Genomic DNA, 14,597 nt, shown 5'->3' on the forward strand with positions numbered 1-14,597 from the left:
GGCCTGTGTGGTTACTTCTGCCCAGGCCACGCGCCCCTTTTCGTACAACGTTCGAGAGCCTTTCATGTCCCTATCTGCCCACGTTTCCAACGCCCCGATTGCCCGCAGGGACCCCGGTGTTGACCCGTACGCCTGGCTGCAGGAACGCGACACCGACGCCGTGCTCGACTACCTCAAGGCCGAAAACAGCTACCAGCAGGCGCAACTGGCCGATCAGGCCGAACTGCGCGAAACCCTGTTCCAGGAGATCAAGGGCCGGATCCTCGAGACCGATCTGTCGCTGCCCTCGCCCTGGGGTCCGTACCTGTATTACACCCGCACCACGGCCGGTGACGAATACCCGCGCCACTACCGCTGCCCGCGCCCGACCGATGACAGCCTGACCGTGGATGAAAGCCGCGAACAACTGCTGCTGGACCCGAACGCGTTGGCCGGCGGCGGCTTCTTCTCCCTGGGCGCCTTCAGCATCAGCCCCGACCACCAGCGCCTGGCCTACAGCCTGGACACCACAGGCGACGAAATCTACACCCTGTTCGTGAAGGAACTGTCCAACGACAAGGTCAGTGAACTGTCCTTCGACGATTGCGACGGCAGCATGACCTGGGCCAATGACAGCCTGACGCTGTTTTTTGGCGAGCTGGACGACACCCACCGTCCTCACAAACTCTGGCGCTACCGCCTGGACGGCACGGCCGCCGAGGAGGTGTTCCATGAGCCGGACGGGCGCTTCTTCCTGCATTGCTATCGTTCGAGCTCGGAACAGCAGTTGATCCTGTCCCTGGGCAGCAAGACCACCAGCGAAGTCTGGGTGCTGGACGCCACGCAGCCGCAACAGCCCTTCACCTGCCTGGCGCCTCGGCGGGAAGAACACGAGTATGACGTCGACCATGGCCTGCTCGATGGCCAATGGACTTGGTTGATCCGCAGCAACCGCGACGGGATCAACTTCGCCCTGTACCAGGCCGTCGACACCGGCGTCGCGCCGACCGAGGCCGACTGGCAGAACCTGATCCCCCACAGCGACACGGTGATGATCGACGGCCTGAGCCTGAACGCAGGGGCCATGACCCTGAGCCTGCGTGAAGGTGGCCTGCCGATCATCGAGGTTCACCCCCAGGGTTTGCCGGCCTATCGGGTGCAATTGCCAGACGCGGCCTACAGCCTGCATGTGCAGAACAGCCTGGAATTCATCAGTGATCGCATTCGCCTGCGCTACGAAGCCCTGAACCGCCCGGCGCAGATCCGTCAGTTGGACCTGGCCAGCGGCGAACAGGTCGTGCTCAAGCAAACCCCGGTACTAGGCCCGTTCGACGCCGACGCCTACGTCAGCCAGCGGCTTTGGGCAACGGCACCGGACGGCACCCAGGTGCCCATCAGCCTGGTGGTCAAGCGCGAAGCCCTCGGCCGGCCCGTACCGCTGTACCTGTACGGCTACGGAGCCTATGGCGAGAGTCTCGACCCTTGGTTTTCCCACGCGCGGCTGAGCCTGCTCGACCGTGGTGTGGCGTTTGCCATCGCCCACGTGCGCGGCGGCGGAGAGCTGGGAGAAGCCTGGTACCGCGCCGGCAAGCAGGAGCACAAGCACAACACCTTCAGCGACTTCATCGCCTGTGCCGAACATTTGATCGCCAACGGTTTCACCACCGCCGGACAACTGGCGATCAGCGGCGGCAGCGCCGGTGGCCTGCTGATTGGCGCAGTACTCAATCAACGCCCGGAGCTGTTCAAGGTGGCGATTGCCGAAGTGCCGTTCGTCGATGTGCTCAACACCATGCTCGACCCGGACTTGCCATTGACCGTCACTGAATACGACGAATGGGGCAACCCCGAGGAACCAGACGTTTATGATCGGATCCGGGCCTACGCCCCGTACGAAAACGTCAGCGCCCAGGCCTATCCGGCGCTGCTGGTGATCGCCGGGTACAACGACAGCCGCGTGCAGTACTGGGAAGCGGCCAAGTGGGTGGCGAAATTGCGCGCCACCAAGACCGATGACAACCCTTTGCTGCTCAAGACCGAACTGGACGCCGGCCACGGCGGGATGAGTGGGCGCTACCAGGGATTGCGTGACGTAGCGCTCGAATATGCATTTGTCTTGAAAGTTTTGGGGTTGGGTTGAGGAACTCCATCGGATCGCCGGGTCTTAGCTCCATGCGCAGGCTCTGATGCAACCACAGTCCAATGTGGGAGCGAGCTTGCTCCCACATTGGATCTTCTTACATCCAGGCCAACCCGAAACCGCAACAAACACAAGAAAAAGACCGTGACAACATGTCAGAACCGACCTTACTGAACAAAGAAATCCGCGACTGGCTGATGGACTGCGGTCTGTTCGACCAGTTGCTGCCTGTCGACTTCGCCGCGGCGTCTGGCTATTTCAGCATCAGCGCCATCGCCGAGGGTGAAGCGATTTTCCGCGAAGGGGATGCCGGCAGTTTCATGTGCATCATCCACACCGGCCAAGTGGCCGTGCAGAAAACCGGCCCCGACGGCCAACCCGTGACCATCGCCACGCTGCGCAGCGGACGGGCCTTCGGCGAAATGGCCGTGCTCGACGGCGAACGACGCTCGGCCAGCTGCATCGCGGCCAGTGATTGCCAGCTGCTGAACCTGGGCAAGGACTCCCCTGGAAAAAATGCTCAACGACGCCCCGAAGATCGCCGCCAAGATCATCCGCGCCCTCGCCGTCTCCCTGTCCAAGCGCCTGCGCATGGCCGATGGGCAGTTGCTGTCGCAGCAGGTCTAGCTCACCTCCAGTTGAAATACAGAATCTGTGGGAGCGAGCCTGCTCGCGATAGCGTCGGATCAGCCAGTATCCATGTTGACTGGTATATCGCTATCGCGAGCAGGCTCGCTCCCACAGGTTTTTGCCATTCAGTTGTTTCACCGACTGGCTACAAGCCTATCCCCCCGGGCGTCTTGGCCTTCACCGGCTGAGGCTCCATGCCCGGTATCGGCTGGTCCTTCGGCGGCTTGGGCATTTCGATCGGTGGCAGCAACGGCGGCCCACCACTTCCAGCACCGGGCTTGGGTATGCCGTTGGGCGTGACCGGCGGATACGGCATCGGGGTCGCGGTGCCAGGCGACCCGGGGATAGTGGGTGGGTTGACCGGAATCGTCGGTTGTTGGGCCTGGGCGCAACTTATTGAGAGCGTCGCCAGGGCAATGGCCGTTAGAATGATGCACTTCATCAATGGCTCCGTGGCTATTGTCTGCTTTAAGGCTAGTCGTTGCCGCGCCGGTTCGCCCTCCTACGAGATTTCCATGAAACGTTTCGTCCTGCTCGACACCACGCCCATCCCTGATAACGGCGGTGCCCTGTGCCTGTTCGAGTACGGCGAAGACTTCGTCATCAAGATCCAGGGCGGTGACGGCGGGCAGTTGATGAACACCCGTATGCACGGTTCCGAAGACGCCCTGGCGGAGATTCCCTGCCGCAAGGTCGCCGGCCGTCCCGGCTCGCGCGTACTGATCGGCGGCCTCGGCATGGGCTTCACCCTCGCCTCGGCTCTCAAGCACCTGGGCAAGACCGCCGAAGTGGTGGTGGCCGAGCTGGTGCCCGGCGTGGTGGAGTGGAACCGTGGCCCTTTGGGTGAAAAGGCCGGGCGACCCTTGTCGGACCCGCGCACGGTGATCCGCATGGAAGACGTGGCCAAGGTGCTGCAAGCCGAGCCCCAGGGTTTCGACGCGATCATGCTGGATGTCGACAACGGCCCGGAAGGCCTGACCCAGAAAGCCAACAGTTGGCTGTATTCGACCGGTGGCCTGGCTGCCTGCGCCAAGGCCCTGCGGCCCAAGGGCGTGCTGTCGGTGTGGTCGGCCAGCGCTGACCGGCAGTTTTCCGACAAGCTGAAGAAAGCCGGCTTCAAGGCCGAAGAGGTGCAGGTGTTCGCCCATGGCAACAAAGGCACCCGCCACACCATCTGGATTGCCGAGAAGCTCAAGGGCTGAGCTAAACTCTGTCCAACCGTCATCAGTCTTTTCTACAAAGGTGGACCCATGAGTTCGTCAACACCGCCGTCCAACACCGCCAAGCTGGACCGCATCCTTGCCGATGCCCAGCGCGACCGGGAGATGGGCTATCGCGACAAAGCCCTGAAAATGTACCCCCATGTCTGTGGCCGCTGCGCCCGCGAATTTTCCGGCAAGCGCCTGAGCGAACTGACCGTTCACCACCGCGACCACAACCACGACAACAATCCGCAGGACGGTTCCAACTGGGAACTGCTGTGCCTGTACTGCCACGACAACGAGCACTCGCGCTACACCGACCAGCAATACTTCGGCGACGGCTCCCTGAGCACGCCGAAAATCGCCAAGGCCACCCACAACCCCTTCGCCGCGCTGGCCGGGTTGATGAAGAAAGACGAATAGTCAGCCATTGCGGCGAGGGTGTTTATCTTGCGCTGCAACGTTTTGCGCCCAGATAAACCCCTCGCCACACGTGGCCCGCTCGACTGCCCATGCCGCTCGCATGGACCCGCTGACAAATCTGCAATGTCCCCGTCAGGTCACTGACAGCCTCGCACCTTTAGCATGCCCGTTGCTTCCCTCATTCAGAGGTGAAGTAAGCCAAGGTTGATGAATGTCAATCTGCCAAAGCACGCCCTGCCTATGCTGTGGCTATGGGTGGCTCGCCCGGCCTGAAGGAGCGATACCATGAACACTCATCAACCCCCATCTGCTGGCGCAACGCCATTCTGGCGGAACAAGACCGGCATTGTATTGATCATGCTGTTGGCCATCGGCCTCTTCTATCTGGCGCGAGAACACTTCAGCCACATCGCGGGGAATTGGCCGTACCTGATTCTCCTGATGTGTCCCTTGATGCATGTCTTCGGACACGGCCACAGCGGTCATGGACGACATGAAGAGCCACCCGTAGACGGCAAGGATGAGGAAGGCCGCTGACCATGTCCGACACTCCCGCGCACCTTCACCACAGCGCCGCAGCGCTCAGCGGCGACATGGCGACTGAATACACCTGTCCCATGCACCCGGAAATACGCCAACCCGGCCCCGGTACCTGCCCCAAGTGCGGCATGACGCTGGAGGCGGTGATGCCCGCGCTGGAAGAAGAGGACAATCCAGAACTCAAGGATTTCACCCGCCGCTTCTGGTGGTCCCTGCCGTTGACGGTGATCGTCACCGTGCTCGCCATGGCGGGGCACGCCTTGTCGCTGTTCCACGGTGTCACGCAAAATTTCGTCGAGTTTTTTCTGGCCACGCCAGTGGTCCTGTGGGCAGGCTGGCCGTTTTTTGTGCGGGGAGTGGCCTCTGTTCGCCAGCGCAGCCCGAACATGTGGACCCTGATTGGCCTGGGCACTGCGGCGGCCTATCTCTACAGTGTCGCCGCCACGTTTTGGCCTGGAGGATTTCCCGCCACGTTCATGCAAGAGGGGCGTATCGGCGTCTACTTTGAAGCCGCCGCGGTGATCATCTCCCTCACATTGCTGGGGCAGATGCTGGAGCTCAAGGCTCGCTCACAGACGTCGGCCGCCATCAAGTCGCTGCTGGGGCTGTCACCCAAGACCGCGCGCCGGATCAATGCCGATGGCCAGGAGCAAGACATCCCCCTGAGCCACGTCCATCGGGGTGACCACCTGAGGATCAGGCCCGGTGAGAAGGTCCCGGTCGATGGTACGGTGCTCGAAGGCGAAAGTGCCGTTGACGAGTCGATGCTCACCGGCGAGCCGGTTCCGGTGATCAAACGCGCCGGGGACAGCCTGATCGGGGCCACGATCAACACCCACGGCAGCTTGGTGATGACGGCCCAGAAGGTCGGTGCCGAGACCGTCCTGGCGCAGATTGTTCAGATGGTCGCCCGGGCCCAACGCTCGAAAGCACCGATGCAGCGCATGGCCGACCTGATCGCTGGTTATTTCGTCATGGGCGTGATTGCCATCGCCGTACTGACCTTTTTCGGCTGGGGGCTGTTGGGTCCCGAACCTGGCTGGGTCTTCGGGTTGATCAATGCCGTCGCCGTGCTGATCATCGCCTGCCCCTGTGCGTTGGGGCTCGCAACCCCCATGTCGATCATGGTGTCCACCGGCAAGGCGGCCAGCCTGGGCGTGCTTTTCCGGGACGCCAGCGCCATCGAGAACTTATGCAGGATCGACACGCTGATCGTCGACAAGACCGGCACCCTGACCGAAGGGCGCCCGGCTTTTCACAGCGTAAAAGCCACCCAGGGCTTCGACGGCCGCCAAGTGCTGCTGTTGGCCGCCAGCCTCGACCAGGGCAGCGAGCATCCCCTGGCCCACGCCATCGTCGATCACGCCCGATCCGAGCATCTTGAACTGATCAAGCCGGCTTCATTTGAATCCGCCAGTGGCATCGGTGTCAGTGGCCGGGTGGACGGCAAACTGGTCCACTTGGGCAATACCGCGCTGATGAATGCCGTCAGCATCAACGTTTATCCATTGCAGCAACAGGCCGAGCAGCTACGCGCCCAAGGCATCAGCATTATCTACATGGCGATCGACGGCGTGCTGGCCGGGCTACTGGCCGTTTCGGACCCGATCAAGCCGACCTCCAGGGAAGCGGTCAACCGCCTCAAGGCTCACGACATAAAAATCATCATGGCCACCGGCGACGGCCTCACCACTGCACGCGCCGTGGCCATGGAGATGGGCATTGAAGAGGTCCATGGCGAAGTCAAACCCGAGGACAAAGAGCGCCTGGTGGCGGACCTGCAACGCGATGGCCGCCAGGTCGCGATGGCGGGTGACGGGATAAACGACGCACCGGCCCTGGCTCGGGCGAACGTAGGCATTGCAATGGGGACAGGCACGGACGTCGCGATGAACAGCGCCCAACTGACCTTGGTAAAAGGCGATTTGATGGGGATCTTGCGAGCCCGCACCCTTTCGGTGGCAACCGTCAGGAACATGCGCCAGAACCTCGGCTTTGCCTTCCTCTACAACTCGATGGGTATTCCGTTGGCTGCCGGCCTGCTGTACCCCCTGACCGGTCACTTGCTCTCGCCCATGATTGCCGCCATCGCCATGAGCGTAAGTTCGGCATCGGTGGTGTTCAATGCCTTGAGGTTGCGTAACACGCCAGCACAATAATCCGGCGCACATAAAAAACAGGCGCCACCAGGGCGCCTGACCGTCTCAAAACCAAAGGAGAACAAACGAGACGGTAATCAGCCGCCCTTCGGACAGTTATCACCCAGGAGCCTGTATTCCACGGTGTTGAGCTTGCCGTTCGAATCTTCGTAAGTCATACGCGACGGTCCGACACCACAGCCTTTAATGGCCGGTGTAATGCTCACCACTTTTTTTACATCGAGTTTCATGCCGTATTCGTAATGAACGATTTCGGCGACGGCTTTGCCGTTTTCGGCGGCGAATTGGGCCATGGCTTGTTGATTGTTCTGGATCATCCGGCCATAAACCCGGTCACCTCCTCCTTCCGCCAAGGCAAGGGAAGAAAGGGACAGGATCGAAACGGCGAGCAAGGCATCAAGGGTTTTCATAGGGAACTCCGGCAGTCATTTGTCAGGCAAACCATAACGACTGGCGCCTTTCACGACGCTGGCGGGGACGTTACCGATTGGTCAGGTTCGTGATAGGTAACCGACCATCAGTCCCCACTCACAAACTGAACACGCAGCCCCATTCCCCGTATAATCGCGCCTTTTCCCAAAGGCACCCCGTCCGTGGCCAACAAACGCTATAGCTGCATCGGTCTGTTCAACCCCAAGTCACCGGAAAACGTCGGTTCGGTCATGCGTGCCGCCGGCTGCTACGGCGTGGCGTCGGTGTTCTACACCGGCAAGCGCTATGAGCGTGCCGCCGACTTCGTTACCGACACCAAGAAAGTCCACTACGACATCCCGCTGATCGGTATCGACGACCTGAAGAAGATCCTGCCCCTGGGTTGCGTACCGGTGGCCGTGGAACTGGTGGAAGGCGCTCGTCCACTGCCCGAATACACCCACCCGGACCGGGCGTTGTACATCTTCGGTCCCGAGGACGGTTCGCTGGATAAAGACATTCGCGATTGGTGCGAGGACGTGGTGTACATCCCCACCACTGGCTGCATGAACCTGGCCGCCACGGTCAACGTCGTGCTGTATGACCGCATGGCCAAAGGCAACAACACCCGTTCGGGGCCGCAATTCCGCTGACCGGCGCTAAATCCAATTGAACAAGGCAATCGCTCGGGCAGTCAGTTTTATACCAACCCCCACACCGGAGACAGATCATGAGCGATAACAACCCGTTCGAGCCGATTGAGACCACCCCTTTCCAATCTCATCCGCCGCAAAACGTACATGGTTGGGAACGCATTGGCTCACTGGCCGGCGGTGTCCTGATGATGGGCAAGGGCTTGCGTCGTGGTGGTGTGATCGGCCTGGCCCAACTGGCGATCGGCGGCATGGCGCTGGCGCGGGGGATCACCGGGCATTGTTCGGCCAAGGCCTTGTTGGAAAAGAACCGTCAGAACCTCAGCGACGCCCGCGCCCGCATCGAGCAGGCCGGCGACGAGCTGAGCCGCCTGAAGGCCAATGCCGAGGCGGCGACCGGTACGGCTACGGTGACGGGGAATGATTCGCTGGTTTCACCCAAAGTTGGGCTCTGATTTTTTGCGGTGGGGCTGATGGCCTCATCGCGGGCAAGCCTTGCTCCCACAGGATCGAGTCGTATCCAATAGCTCATCCGGCGAAGATTCAGTGTGGGAGCAAGGCTTGCCCGCGATAGCGATATTACTGAAGTAACTTGGTATCCAGCACTGCAGAGTTCCCACCCAGGACACTTTCACTGAGCTGCACAAACTCCTGGGTATCAACTGTTTCCAGCCGCATCGCCCCCTGCAACACATCATCCAGCGAACGCTTGTTACGGGTTTTCAAGCGAATCTCGCGGTCCAGCTCCTGTAGCAGCAATACCGCCTTGGCCACCGTCGCGGTGCCGACCCGCTCACCGCGCAAGGTGGTGACGCCTTTGCTGTCGCGGGCGAGGCGGTCATTGAGGGCCTGATAGCGCTCATCACTCAGGCCGCCAGCGCGGCGCAGCAGTTCGACGGCGTAGTACTCGGTCAGTCCCTCGCTGATCCAATCGCTGCGATCATGGTCGTTGATACGCGCCAGCGCCTGCACCAATTCGCGCAACAACGGGCTGCTGCCCCGCTCGCTGACCAGCGGTGGACGGCTGTGCAGGTAAATCGAGTCGTGCCCGGCCTGGGCACCACGCCACAACGGATCACCGGCACCGACAATCAGCAACTTGGCAGGATGGCGCGGCACCAGCGCCTGCACCTGCGGCCAGACAAAAGTCAGTAGCGTCAGCACATCCATCCGGCGCATGCCCTGGCCTCGGGGCGAGGCCACTGTCACTTCGGTTTCGCCCAGGCGTGTGCGCCGGCTCCCCAGTTTGCCGGCGAGCATCCAGCCGGTGGGACGGTCGAACAGGCGCGAGGGGTTGTCGATGCGAAAGCGTTGCTTGCCGATGCGTGGCCAGGGAGTCTCTATGCTTTTCCAGCCATCGGGCAATTCAACTTCGAGACGGGCCACCAATTCGACGCCGTCCTGCTGATCGAGTTTGGCCGACGGCACCAGATCGTCGCCGCGCAACAACGCCCACGTCGGGGTCATGCGGGTTTCGAAGGTCGCGCTCTTGCGCGCATGGCTGATGCGTACGCGGTAGCTCAGGCTGGCCTTGTCGGCGGCCGGGCGCCAGACGCCACGCGCCTCATTGCCGGGGGTGAGCTGCCATTGGCCGTCGGCCTTGAAATCGCTGTAGCGGCTGCCGTCGCCGAGGTCGAAGTCCAGGCTGCGCACCGCCGAACCCCGGGCCAGGGTCAGGCGCACCTCAGCCTGATCGCTCTGCGGCAGCAGGTGCACGTGATAATCCAGATCGACTTTCTGCGCCGCCCACAGCGGCCCGCACATTACCAGCAGCCCGACTGCCAGCATCCGTTTCAATCCTGCCGCCATGGGGTCTCCCTGAGGGTGCGATGCCCGGCGGTTCAGCCGGCGCGGAAAATCAGATGATCTTCCCAATCTTCTTCCGGCACACTGCCTTCGGCCAGCATACGCCCGGACTGGGAAATGCGTTCGTGGTGCACGGCATCGCGATCACCGCAGACCAGGTGGTGCCACAACGGCAAGTCCTTGCCCTCGCTGACCAGCCGATAACCGCAGGTCGGCGGCAGCCATTTGAACTCATCGGCCTTGCCCGGCGTGAGCTGGATGCAATCGGGCACGAACTCACGGCGGTTGGGGTAGTCGCTGCACTGGCAGGTTTTCAGGTCCAGCAGTTTGCAGGCGATACGCGTGTAATAGACGCTGTTGTCGTCTTCGTCTTCGAGTTTTTGCAGGCAGCACAGGCCACAGCCGTCGCACAGCGATTCCCACTCCTGCGGATCGAGCTGATCGAGGGTTTTGCGTATCCAGAACGGTTCGACTTTGGCGGCCATGGCTCGAGCATCAACATCAGGTGGTGAAAAGGCCGACAGTCTAGTGCCGGGGCCTCTTCAGGCCAAGCGTTGGCGACTGTCGGTAAACTGGGGGCTTGTCAGGCTCGGCGCCGGGACGTAGGTTGCTTTATCCACTTTCCCTATCCCTTCAAGGTAATCCCATGAGCGCCAATCCCCGCATCGCCGATTACGCTATCCACCCTCAGTTCATCGAACGCTGGTCGCCTCGTGCCTTTACCGGCGAGAGCATTGCAGAAGAAACCCTGCTGGGCTTTTTCGAAGCCGCCCGCTGGGCACCGTCGGCCTACAACTCGCAGCCGTGGCGCTTCCTGTATGCGCGCCGCGATACGCCGAACTGGGAGCGGTTCCTGGGCCTGCTCAATGAATTCAACCGCGGCTGGGCCCAACACGCCTCGGCATTGGTGATCGTCGTTTCGAAAACCACCTTCGCCGTGCCCGGCGCCACTGAAGAAACCCCGGCACAGAGCCACACCTTCGACACGGGCGCGGCCTGGGGCCACCTGGCGCTGCAAGCCAGCCTCAGCGGCTGGCACACCCACGGCATGGCCGGTTTCGACCAGGAGCTGACTCGCAAGGAACTGAAGATCCCGCAAGGCTATGACCTGCACGCCGCCGTGGCGATCGGCAAGCTGGGGGACAAATCGACACTGGCTGAGTACCTCCAGGCCCGTGAAGTCCCAAGCTCGCGCCGGCCGTTGAGCGAACTGGTGGCGGAAGGCGATTTCAGCCTGTAACCCCAATTTTGTGACCGCTGAAGATCAACTGTGGGAGCGGGCTTGCTCGCGAAAGCGAAATGTCAGTCAACATAATTGTTGAATGTATCGGCCCCTTCGCGAGCAAGCCCGCTCCCACAAGTTGATTGGGGCAGTGTCAGTAGCCCCGGGTGAAATCCACTTCCCCGCGTAACGCTTCGCCGGCCTGATAGGCCCGCAGGTTTTCCAGGAACAACTGCACCATCATCGTCGGCGAGGTCGGTGCCGAGCTATGCCCGGTCAACAACAGCCCCCAGGCGGTCCAGAATGGATGGCGCTGCGGCAGCGGTTCCTGGCGGCAGACGTCGATCACCGCACCGGCCAGGTGCCCTTCCTTCAAGGCTTGCACCAGATCCGCATCCACTACCGCCACGCCGCGTCCGACATTGATGAACAGCCCGGTTGGCTTGAATTGCTTGAACAGCGCCGCGTCGTATACATCATGAGTGTTGGGCGTGTTGGGCAGCAGGTTGATGACGTAGTCCACTTCGCCCACCAAGCGCGGCAGATCCTGCAGTGCCCCGACTTCGATGAACGGCGCCAGCTCCCGGGCTTCGCTGGCAATGCCGTACAGCTGCACGCCAAACGGCACCAGGAACTGCGCCACACGCTGGCCGATATCGCCGGTGCCGACGATCAGCACCTTGCGCCCGGCCAGGCCTTGCCCCTGGCGGTTGTCCCACTTGCGCTCGACCTGGCTGACCAACCGCGCCAGTACCTCGCGCTCATGGCCGAGCATGTAGGTGAGCACGTACTCAGCCATCACCTGGCCGAAAATGCCTACCGCGCGGGTCAGGCGGTAATTGCGCGTCAAGCCCTCGGCCAACAGCGGCGTGATACCTGCCCAGGTCGATTGCAGCCAACGGGGTTTATGGCCTTGACGCAACAGGGTGGCCAGCAGATCGGGCTGGCCAAGCCAGACCGGGCAATCGGTGGCCAGTCGCGACAGTTCGGCGGAATCGCCGCTGGTCAGCACTTCAATATCGGGTGCAGCCTGGCGCAGAAGCTGGGCATACACCGCGTGGTCGTGTTCGGCAATCAGAACGCGCATGAATCAAACCTTTCAAAAACAGTGCAGACGACCGCCGACAGAGTGTCGCTCCATCCATGCGATCGTCGTCAATAAACCATTCCAGTGTGTTTCAAGAGGCCCCCAGAACAGGCACCTCCGATTACCGTCAGACCGGGTCGTTGCGGCGCAACAACTCTTCGGGTAAATGCTCGATGTACTCGTCTTCGGCCGGCGGCATCTGCAAGTGATAGCCCTGGGTGTCGAGGTTTTCCAGCACCTTGTTGATGTCTTCCCGGGACAGCTCCCGTTCGGGGCTCAGCACCAGGTCGAAGGCGTGGATAGCCTTGCCAAAGGCAGCCATCAGGGGCTCCGGCACACGCTTCAAGGCATCGCTCTTGAGCACATACAGGTACATCTCGTTTTTCTTCGAGCTTCGGTAGATGGAGCAGATACGTTTCAAGGCTGTTCTCCGGCAGTGGCCAGGCTGTCGAGCAGCGCCTGGCCCATCAATTCGCGGCGCCAGCCACGCAGCGAATCGGGCAATTGGTAAGGGCCCTCGGGAAAGCCGCTCTTGATCAGCGCTTCGAGGGTTTTCTTGCGTAGCATCAACTCCGGGGCGATCCCCAGGCGCTCGGCTTCAGCCTGCCCCAGCGCCTTTAGACGCTTGACCAGCGCCGACGCCTCGATGGGCAACGGCTCGGCCACGGCCGGTGGCCATTGCTCGGGCGGCACGCTGGCGGCGCGCTGGATCAGGTCCAGCAGAAACTGGCCGTCCTGGCGCACGGTGCGCGGGTGCATGTCTTCAATTTTCGCCAGCGCGCCGAGGTTATCCGGCTGGGTGCGGGCCAGGGGCCACAGCGAATGCTCGCGAATGATGCGATTGCGCGGCAGGTCACGGGCCCGCGCCTCGCGTTCGCGCCAGGCGCACAGCTCGCGCAGCACGGCCAACTGGGCGCGGGACAGTTTCCAGGCGAGCTTGGCCTCGCGGTAGACCTCGTACGGGTCGACTTCGCGACGCAGGTTGGCCACCAGTTCGGCACCATCCTCCAGGACCCAACTGTATTTTTCGTCGGAAAGCTTCGGGCGCAGCTGTACGAAAACTTCTGCCAGATGCACGGCATCCTCTGCCGCGTAGCTGATCTGCGTCTCGGATAGCGGCCGTTGCAACCAGTCGGAACGAGTCTCGCCCTTGGGCAGCTCGATACCCAGCACTTCCTGCACCAGCCGCGAATAGCCCATGGAGAAGCCCAGGTTCAGGTAAGCGGCAGCCAGTTGAGTATCGAACAGCGGCGCAGGCAGGCTGCCAGTCAAGCGCAGCAGCACTTCAAGATCTTCGCTGCAGGCGTGCAACACCTTGAGCACCGCCGGATTTTCCAGCAGCGCGGCCAAGGGTTGCCAATTGTCGATGGTCAAGGGGTCGATCAGGTAGGCACGCTGGCCGTCGCCGATCTGCAATAAACCGGCAATAGGATAAAAGGTGTCGACCCGCATGAATTCGGTGTCGAGGGCGACGAATGGCAACTGCTGCCACTCGGCGCAAAACTGACCGAGGCTATCGTTGTCGCGAATCCAGTGAATATCGATGGCCACACGGCTCTCCCTTGAAGAATGGCGCGCAGTATATATCGCCGCCGGCGATTGCGAGCATCCATAGAGCAGCAGCCTAAGAGAAATCGCCTGCGAAAAAGCAAGAATAGTCCTACATCAGGACTTAACCGGTCTTACGCAGTACATAAACACGCGTCAGCGCAAAACCGGGCAGGAAATCCTGATACCAGAGCACGCTAAAACCGGCCTGGCGAAACTCGGCTTCGACATCGGCCTTGTCGGCCAGGCTTCGTTGCGGCGCCTGACCAATCTTGAGACGCCCTTCGATTTGCAGCGAAACGATGACCGTATCGCGACTGACCCGATGAAATTCGCGCAACAGCGCCAGGCGATGTTCGCTGGCGCTGACATGACGGAACAGTTGCAGACAACAAATACAATCCACCGCGTTGGCCGACAGCCCGATGGTGAACGCCGAACTCGGGAAGGTCTTGACTCGCTGGAGCAGCGCGCCGCCATGGTGAGTAAGCGCGTGTTCGAGCATATCCGGCGACGGGTCCGCCGCCAGGATCACCCGGTTGGCGTGCTCGGCCAGCACCGGCCAGAACCGCCCTGCCCCACAGGCCACATCCAGCACCAACCCAGGCTCGCCCGCCACTTTCAGGGCGTTGCGCACCATTTGCTCGTCGCGCCAGAACGCCAGGCGCAACCGCCGAGGCGCCGGTTGGCAGCAGATCTGCGCATGTTCCTGGTCATGCTGCCTGGCGAACTCAAGCTCGACGGTGGAAGGGGGTAGCCTGGACATACAAACGGCTCTTGGAAAAGATTGGATGACA

The 14,597-nt window shown here is 61.7% G+C and carries 16 protein-coding genes and 1 pseudogene; 9 read left to right on the forward strand and 8 right to left on the reverse strand.

Annotated elements, in window-relative coordinates:
- The first annotated feature begins 64 nt into the window (after window positions 1–64).
- Together GN234_RS10980 and GN234_RS10985 are read left to right on the forward strand one after the other, a co-directional pair.
- Complete coding sequence (locus GN234_RS10980) at window positions 65–2,119, forward strand: S9 family peptidase (protein WP_176688467.1); 2,055 nt, start codon at window positions 65–67, stop codon at window positions 2,117–2,119.
- Between the two features lie 152 nt (window positions 2,120–2,271).
- Window positions 2,272–2,746: pseudogene (locus GN234_RS10985) on the forward strand (cyclic nucleotide-binding domain-containing protein).
- 148 nt (window positions 2,747–2,894) lie between these two features.
- On the opposite strand, the gene GN234_RS10990 reads toward GN234_RS10985, so the two are convergent.
- Window positions 2,895–3,191, reverse strand: a complete 297-nt coding sequence (locus tag GN234_RS10990; protein WP_176688468.1) for a hypothetical protein — start codon at window positions 3,189–3,191, stop codon at window positions 2,895–2,897.
- A 73-nt stretch (window positions 3,192–3,264) separates the two neighbouring features.
- Between GN234_RS10990 and GN234_RS10995 the strand changes: the two genes are divergently transcribed.
- The 4 genes from GN234_RS10995 to GN234_RS11010 all read left to right on the forward strand — a co-directional run bounded on the left by GN234_RS10995 (window position 3,265) and on the right by GN234_RS11010 (window position 7,073).
- Window positions 3,265–3,951, forward strand: a complete 687-nt coding sequence (locus GN234_RS10995; protein WP_176688469.1) for a spermidine synthase — start codon at window positions 3,265–3,267, stop codon at window positions 3,949–3,951.
- Window positions 3,952–3,999: 48 nt separating this feature from the next.
- Window positions 4,000–4,374, forward strand: a complete 375-nt coding sequence (locus tag GN234_RS11000) for a YajD family HNH nuclease (protein ID WP_003184246.1) — start codon at window positions 4,000–4,002, stop codon at window positions 4,372–4,374.
- Between the two features lie 285 nt (window positions 4,375–4,659).
- Window positions 4,660–4,911 (forward strand): DUF2933 domain-containing protein, encoded by a 252-nt coding sequence (locus tag GN234_RS11005; protein ID WP_176688470.1) that lies wholly within the window; start codon window positions 4,660–4,662, stop codon window positions 4,909–4,911.
- 2 nt (window positions 4,912–4,913) lie between these two features.
- Window positions 4,914–7,073, forward strand: coding sequence for a copper-transporting P-type ATPase (locus GN234_RS11010; RefSeq protein WP_176688471.1), 2,160 nt, complete (start codon window positions 4,914–4,916; stop codon window positions 7,071–7,073).
- A gap of 77 nt (window positions 7,074–7,150) precedes the next feature.
- Here the strand turns inward: GN234_RS11010 and GN234_RS11015 are convergent, their stop codons facing one another.
- Complete coding sequence (locus tag GN234_RS11015; RefSeq protein ID WP_116831682.1) at window positions 7,151–7,483, reverse strand: DUF2790 domain-containing protein; 333 nt, start codon at window positions 7,481–7,483, stop codon at window positions 7,151–7,153.
- 183 nt (window positions 7,484–7,666) lie between these two features.
- Here GN234_RS11015 and GN234_RS11020 point away from each other — a divergent pair, with 183 nt between their 5' ends.
- Window positions 7,667–8,137 carry an RNA methyltransferase gene (locus tag GN234_RS11020; protein ID WP_003198862.1) on the forward strand — a complete coding sequence of 157 codons (471 nt, stop codon included), beginning with the start codon at window positions 7,667–7,669 and terminating at the stop codon, window positions 8,135–8,137.
- 77 nt (window positions 8,138–8,214) lie between these two features.
- Window positions 8,215–8,592: a YgaP family membrane protein gene (locus tag GN234_RS11025; protein ID WP_109755858.1), complete on the forward strand. Its 378-nt coding sequence runs from the start codon at window positions 8,215–8,217 to the stop codon at window positions 8,590–8,592.
- A gap of 124 nt (window positions 8,593–8,716) precedes the next feature.
- Here GN234_RS11025 and GN234_RS11030 read toward each other — a convergent pair whose 3' ends face one another.
- Window positions 8,717–9,946 (reverse strand): hypothetical protein, encoded by a 1,230-nt coding sequence (locus GN234_RS11030; RefSeq protein ID WP_109755859.1) that lies wholly within the window; start codon window positions 9,944–9,946, stop codon window positions 8,717–8,719.
- A 32-nt stretch (window positions 9,947–9,978) separates the two neighbouring features.
- A complete protein-coding gene (locus GN234_RS11035) occupies window positions 9,979–10,428 on the reverse strand; it encodes a YcgN family cysteine cluster protein (RefSeq protein ID WP_109755860.1) in 450 nt (149 codons plus the stop codon).
- A 161-nt stretch (window positions 10,429–10,589) separates the two neighbouring features.
- Here GN234_RS11035 and GN234_RS11040 point away from each other — a divergent pair, with 161 nt between their 5' ends.
- Complete coding sequence (locus GN234_RS11040) at window positions 10,590–11,183, forward strand: nitroreductase family protein (protein WP_109755861.1); 594 nt, start codon at window positions 10,590–10,592, stop codon at window positions 11,181–11,183.
- A 136-nt stretch (window positions 11,184–11,319) separates the two neighbouring features.
- Here GN234_RS11040 and GN234_RS11045 read toward each other — a convergent pair whose 3' ends face one another.
- The 4 genes from GN234_RS11045 to GN234_RS11060 all read right to left on the reverse strand — a co-directional run bounded on the left by GN234_RS11045 (window position 11,320) and on the right by GN234_RS11060 (window position 14,566).
- A complete protein-coding gene (locus GN234_RS11045) occupies window positions 11,320–12,252 on the reverse strand; it encodes a D-2-hydroxyacid dehydrogenase (RefSeq protein ID WP_163854969.1) in 933 nt (310 codons plus the stop codon).
- A 127-nt stretch (window positions 12,253–12,379) separates the two neighbouring features.
- Complete coding sequence (locus GN234_RS11050) at window positions 12,380–12,673, reverse strand: YcgL domain-containing protein (protein ID WP_053120094.1); 294 nt, start codon at window positions 12,671–12,673, stop codon at window positions 12,380–12,382.
- Window positions 12,670–13,803 (reverse strand): ribonuclease D, encoded by a 1,134-nt coding sequence (gene rnd / locus GN234_RS11055; protein ID WP_176688472.1) that lies wholly within the window; start codon window positions 13,801–13,803, stop codon window positions 12,670–12,672. The genes GN234_RS11050 and rnd overlap by 4 nt, the downstream gene beginning before the upstream one ends.
- Window positions 13,804–13,924: 121 nt before the next feature.
- The gene (locus GN234_RS11060) at window positions 13,925–14,566 is read right to left on the reverse strand and encodes a class I SAM-dependent methyltransferase (protein WP_109755864.1); all 642 of its coding nucleotides are present in this window, start codon (window positions 14,564–14,566) and stop codon (window positions 13,925–13,927) included.
- Window positions 14,567–14,597: the final 31 nt, after the last annotated feature.

Source organism: Pseudomonas bijieensis, from assembly GCF_013347965.1.
GTDB classification, from domain to species: Bacteria; Pseudomonadota; Gammaproteobacteria; order Pseudomonadales; family Pseudomonadaceae; genus Aquipseudomonas; species Aquipseudomonas bijieensis.

Coding starts and splice junctions, on each gene's coding strand:
- GN234_RS10980 (WP_176688467.1), top strand. CDS start 65: ATGTCCCTATCTGCCCACGTTTCCAACGCCCCGATTGCCCGCAGGGAC.
- GN234_RS10990 (WP_176688468.1), bottom strand. CDS start 3,191: ATGAAGTGCATCATTCTAACGGCCATTGCCCTGGCGACGCTCTCAATA.
- GN234_RS11015 (WP_116831682.1), bottom strand. CDS start 7,483: ATGAAAACCCTTGATGCCTTGCTCGCCGTTTCGATCCTGTCCCTTTCT.
- GN234_RS11005 (WP_176688470.1), top strand. CDS start 4,660: ATGAACACTCATCAACCCCCATCTGCTGGCGCAACGCCATTCTGGCGG.
- GN234_RS11040 (WP_109755861.1), top strand. CDS start 10,590: ATGAGCGCCAATCCCCGCATCGCCGATTACGCTATCCACCCTCAGTTC.
- GN234_RS10995 (WP_176688469.1), top strand. CDS start 3,265: ATGAAACGTTTCGTCCTGCTCGACACCACGCCCATCCCTGATAACGGC.
- GN234_RS11030 (WP_109755859.1), bottom strand. CDS start 9,946: ATGGCGGCAGGATTGAAACGGATGCTGGCAGTCGGGCTGCTGGTAATG.
- GN234_RS11035 (WP_109755860.1), bottom strand. CDS start 10,428: ATGGCCGCCAAAGTCGAACCGTTCTGGATACGCAAAACCCTCGATCAG.
- GN234_RS11025 (WP_109755858.1), top strand. CDS start 8,215: ATGAGCGATAACAACCCGTTCGAGCCGATTGAGACCACCCCTTTCCAA.
- GN234_RS11045 (WP_163854969.1), bottom strand. CDS start 12,252: ATGCGCGTTCTGATTGCCGAACACGACCACGCGGTGTATGCCCAGCTT.
- GN234_RS11060 (WP_109755864.1), bottom strand. CDS start 14,566: ATGTCCAGGCTACCCCCTTCCACCGTCGAGCTTGAGTTCGCCAGGCAG.
- GN234_RS11010 (WP_176688471.1), top strand. CDS start 4,914: ATGTCCGACACTCCCGCGCACCTTCACCACAGCGCCGCAGCGCTCAGC.
- GN234_RS11000 (WP_003184246.1), top strand. CDS start 4,000: ATGAGTTCGTCAACACCGCCGTCCAACACCGCCAAGCTGGACCGCATC.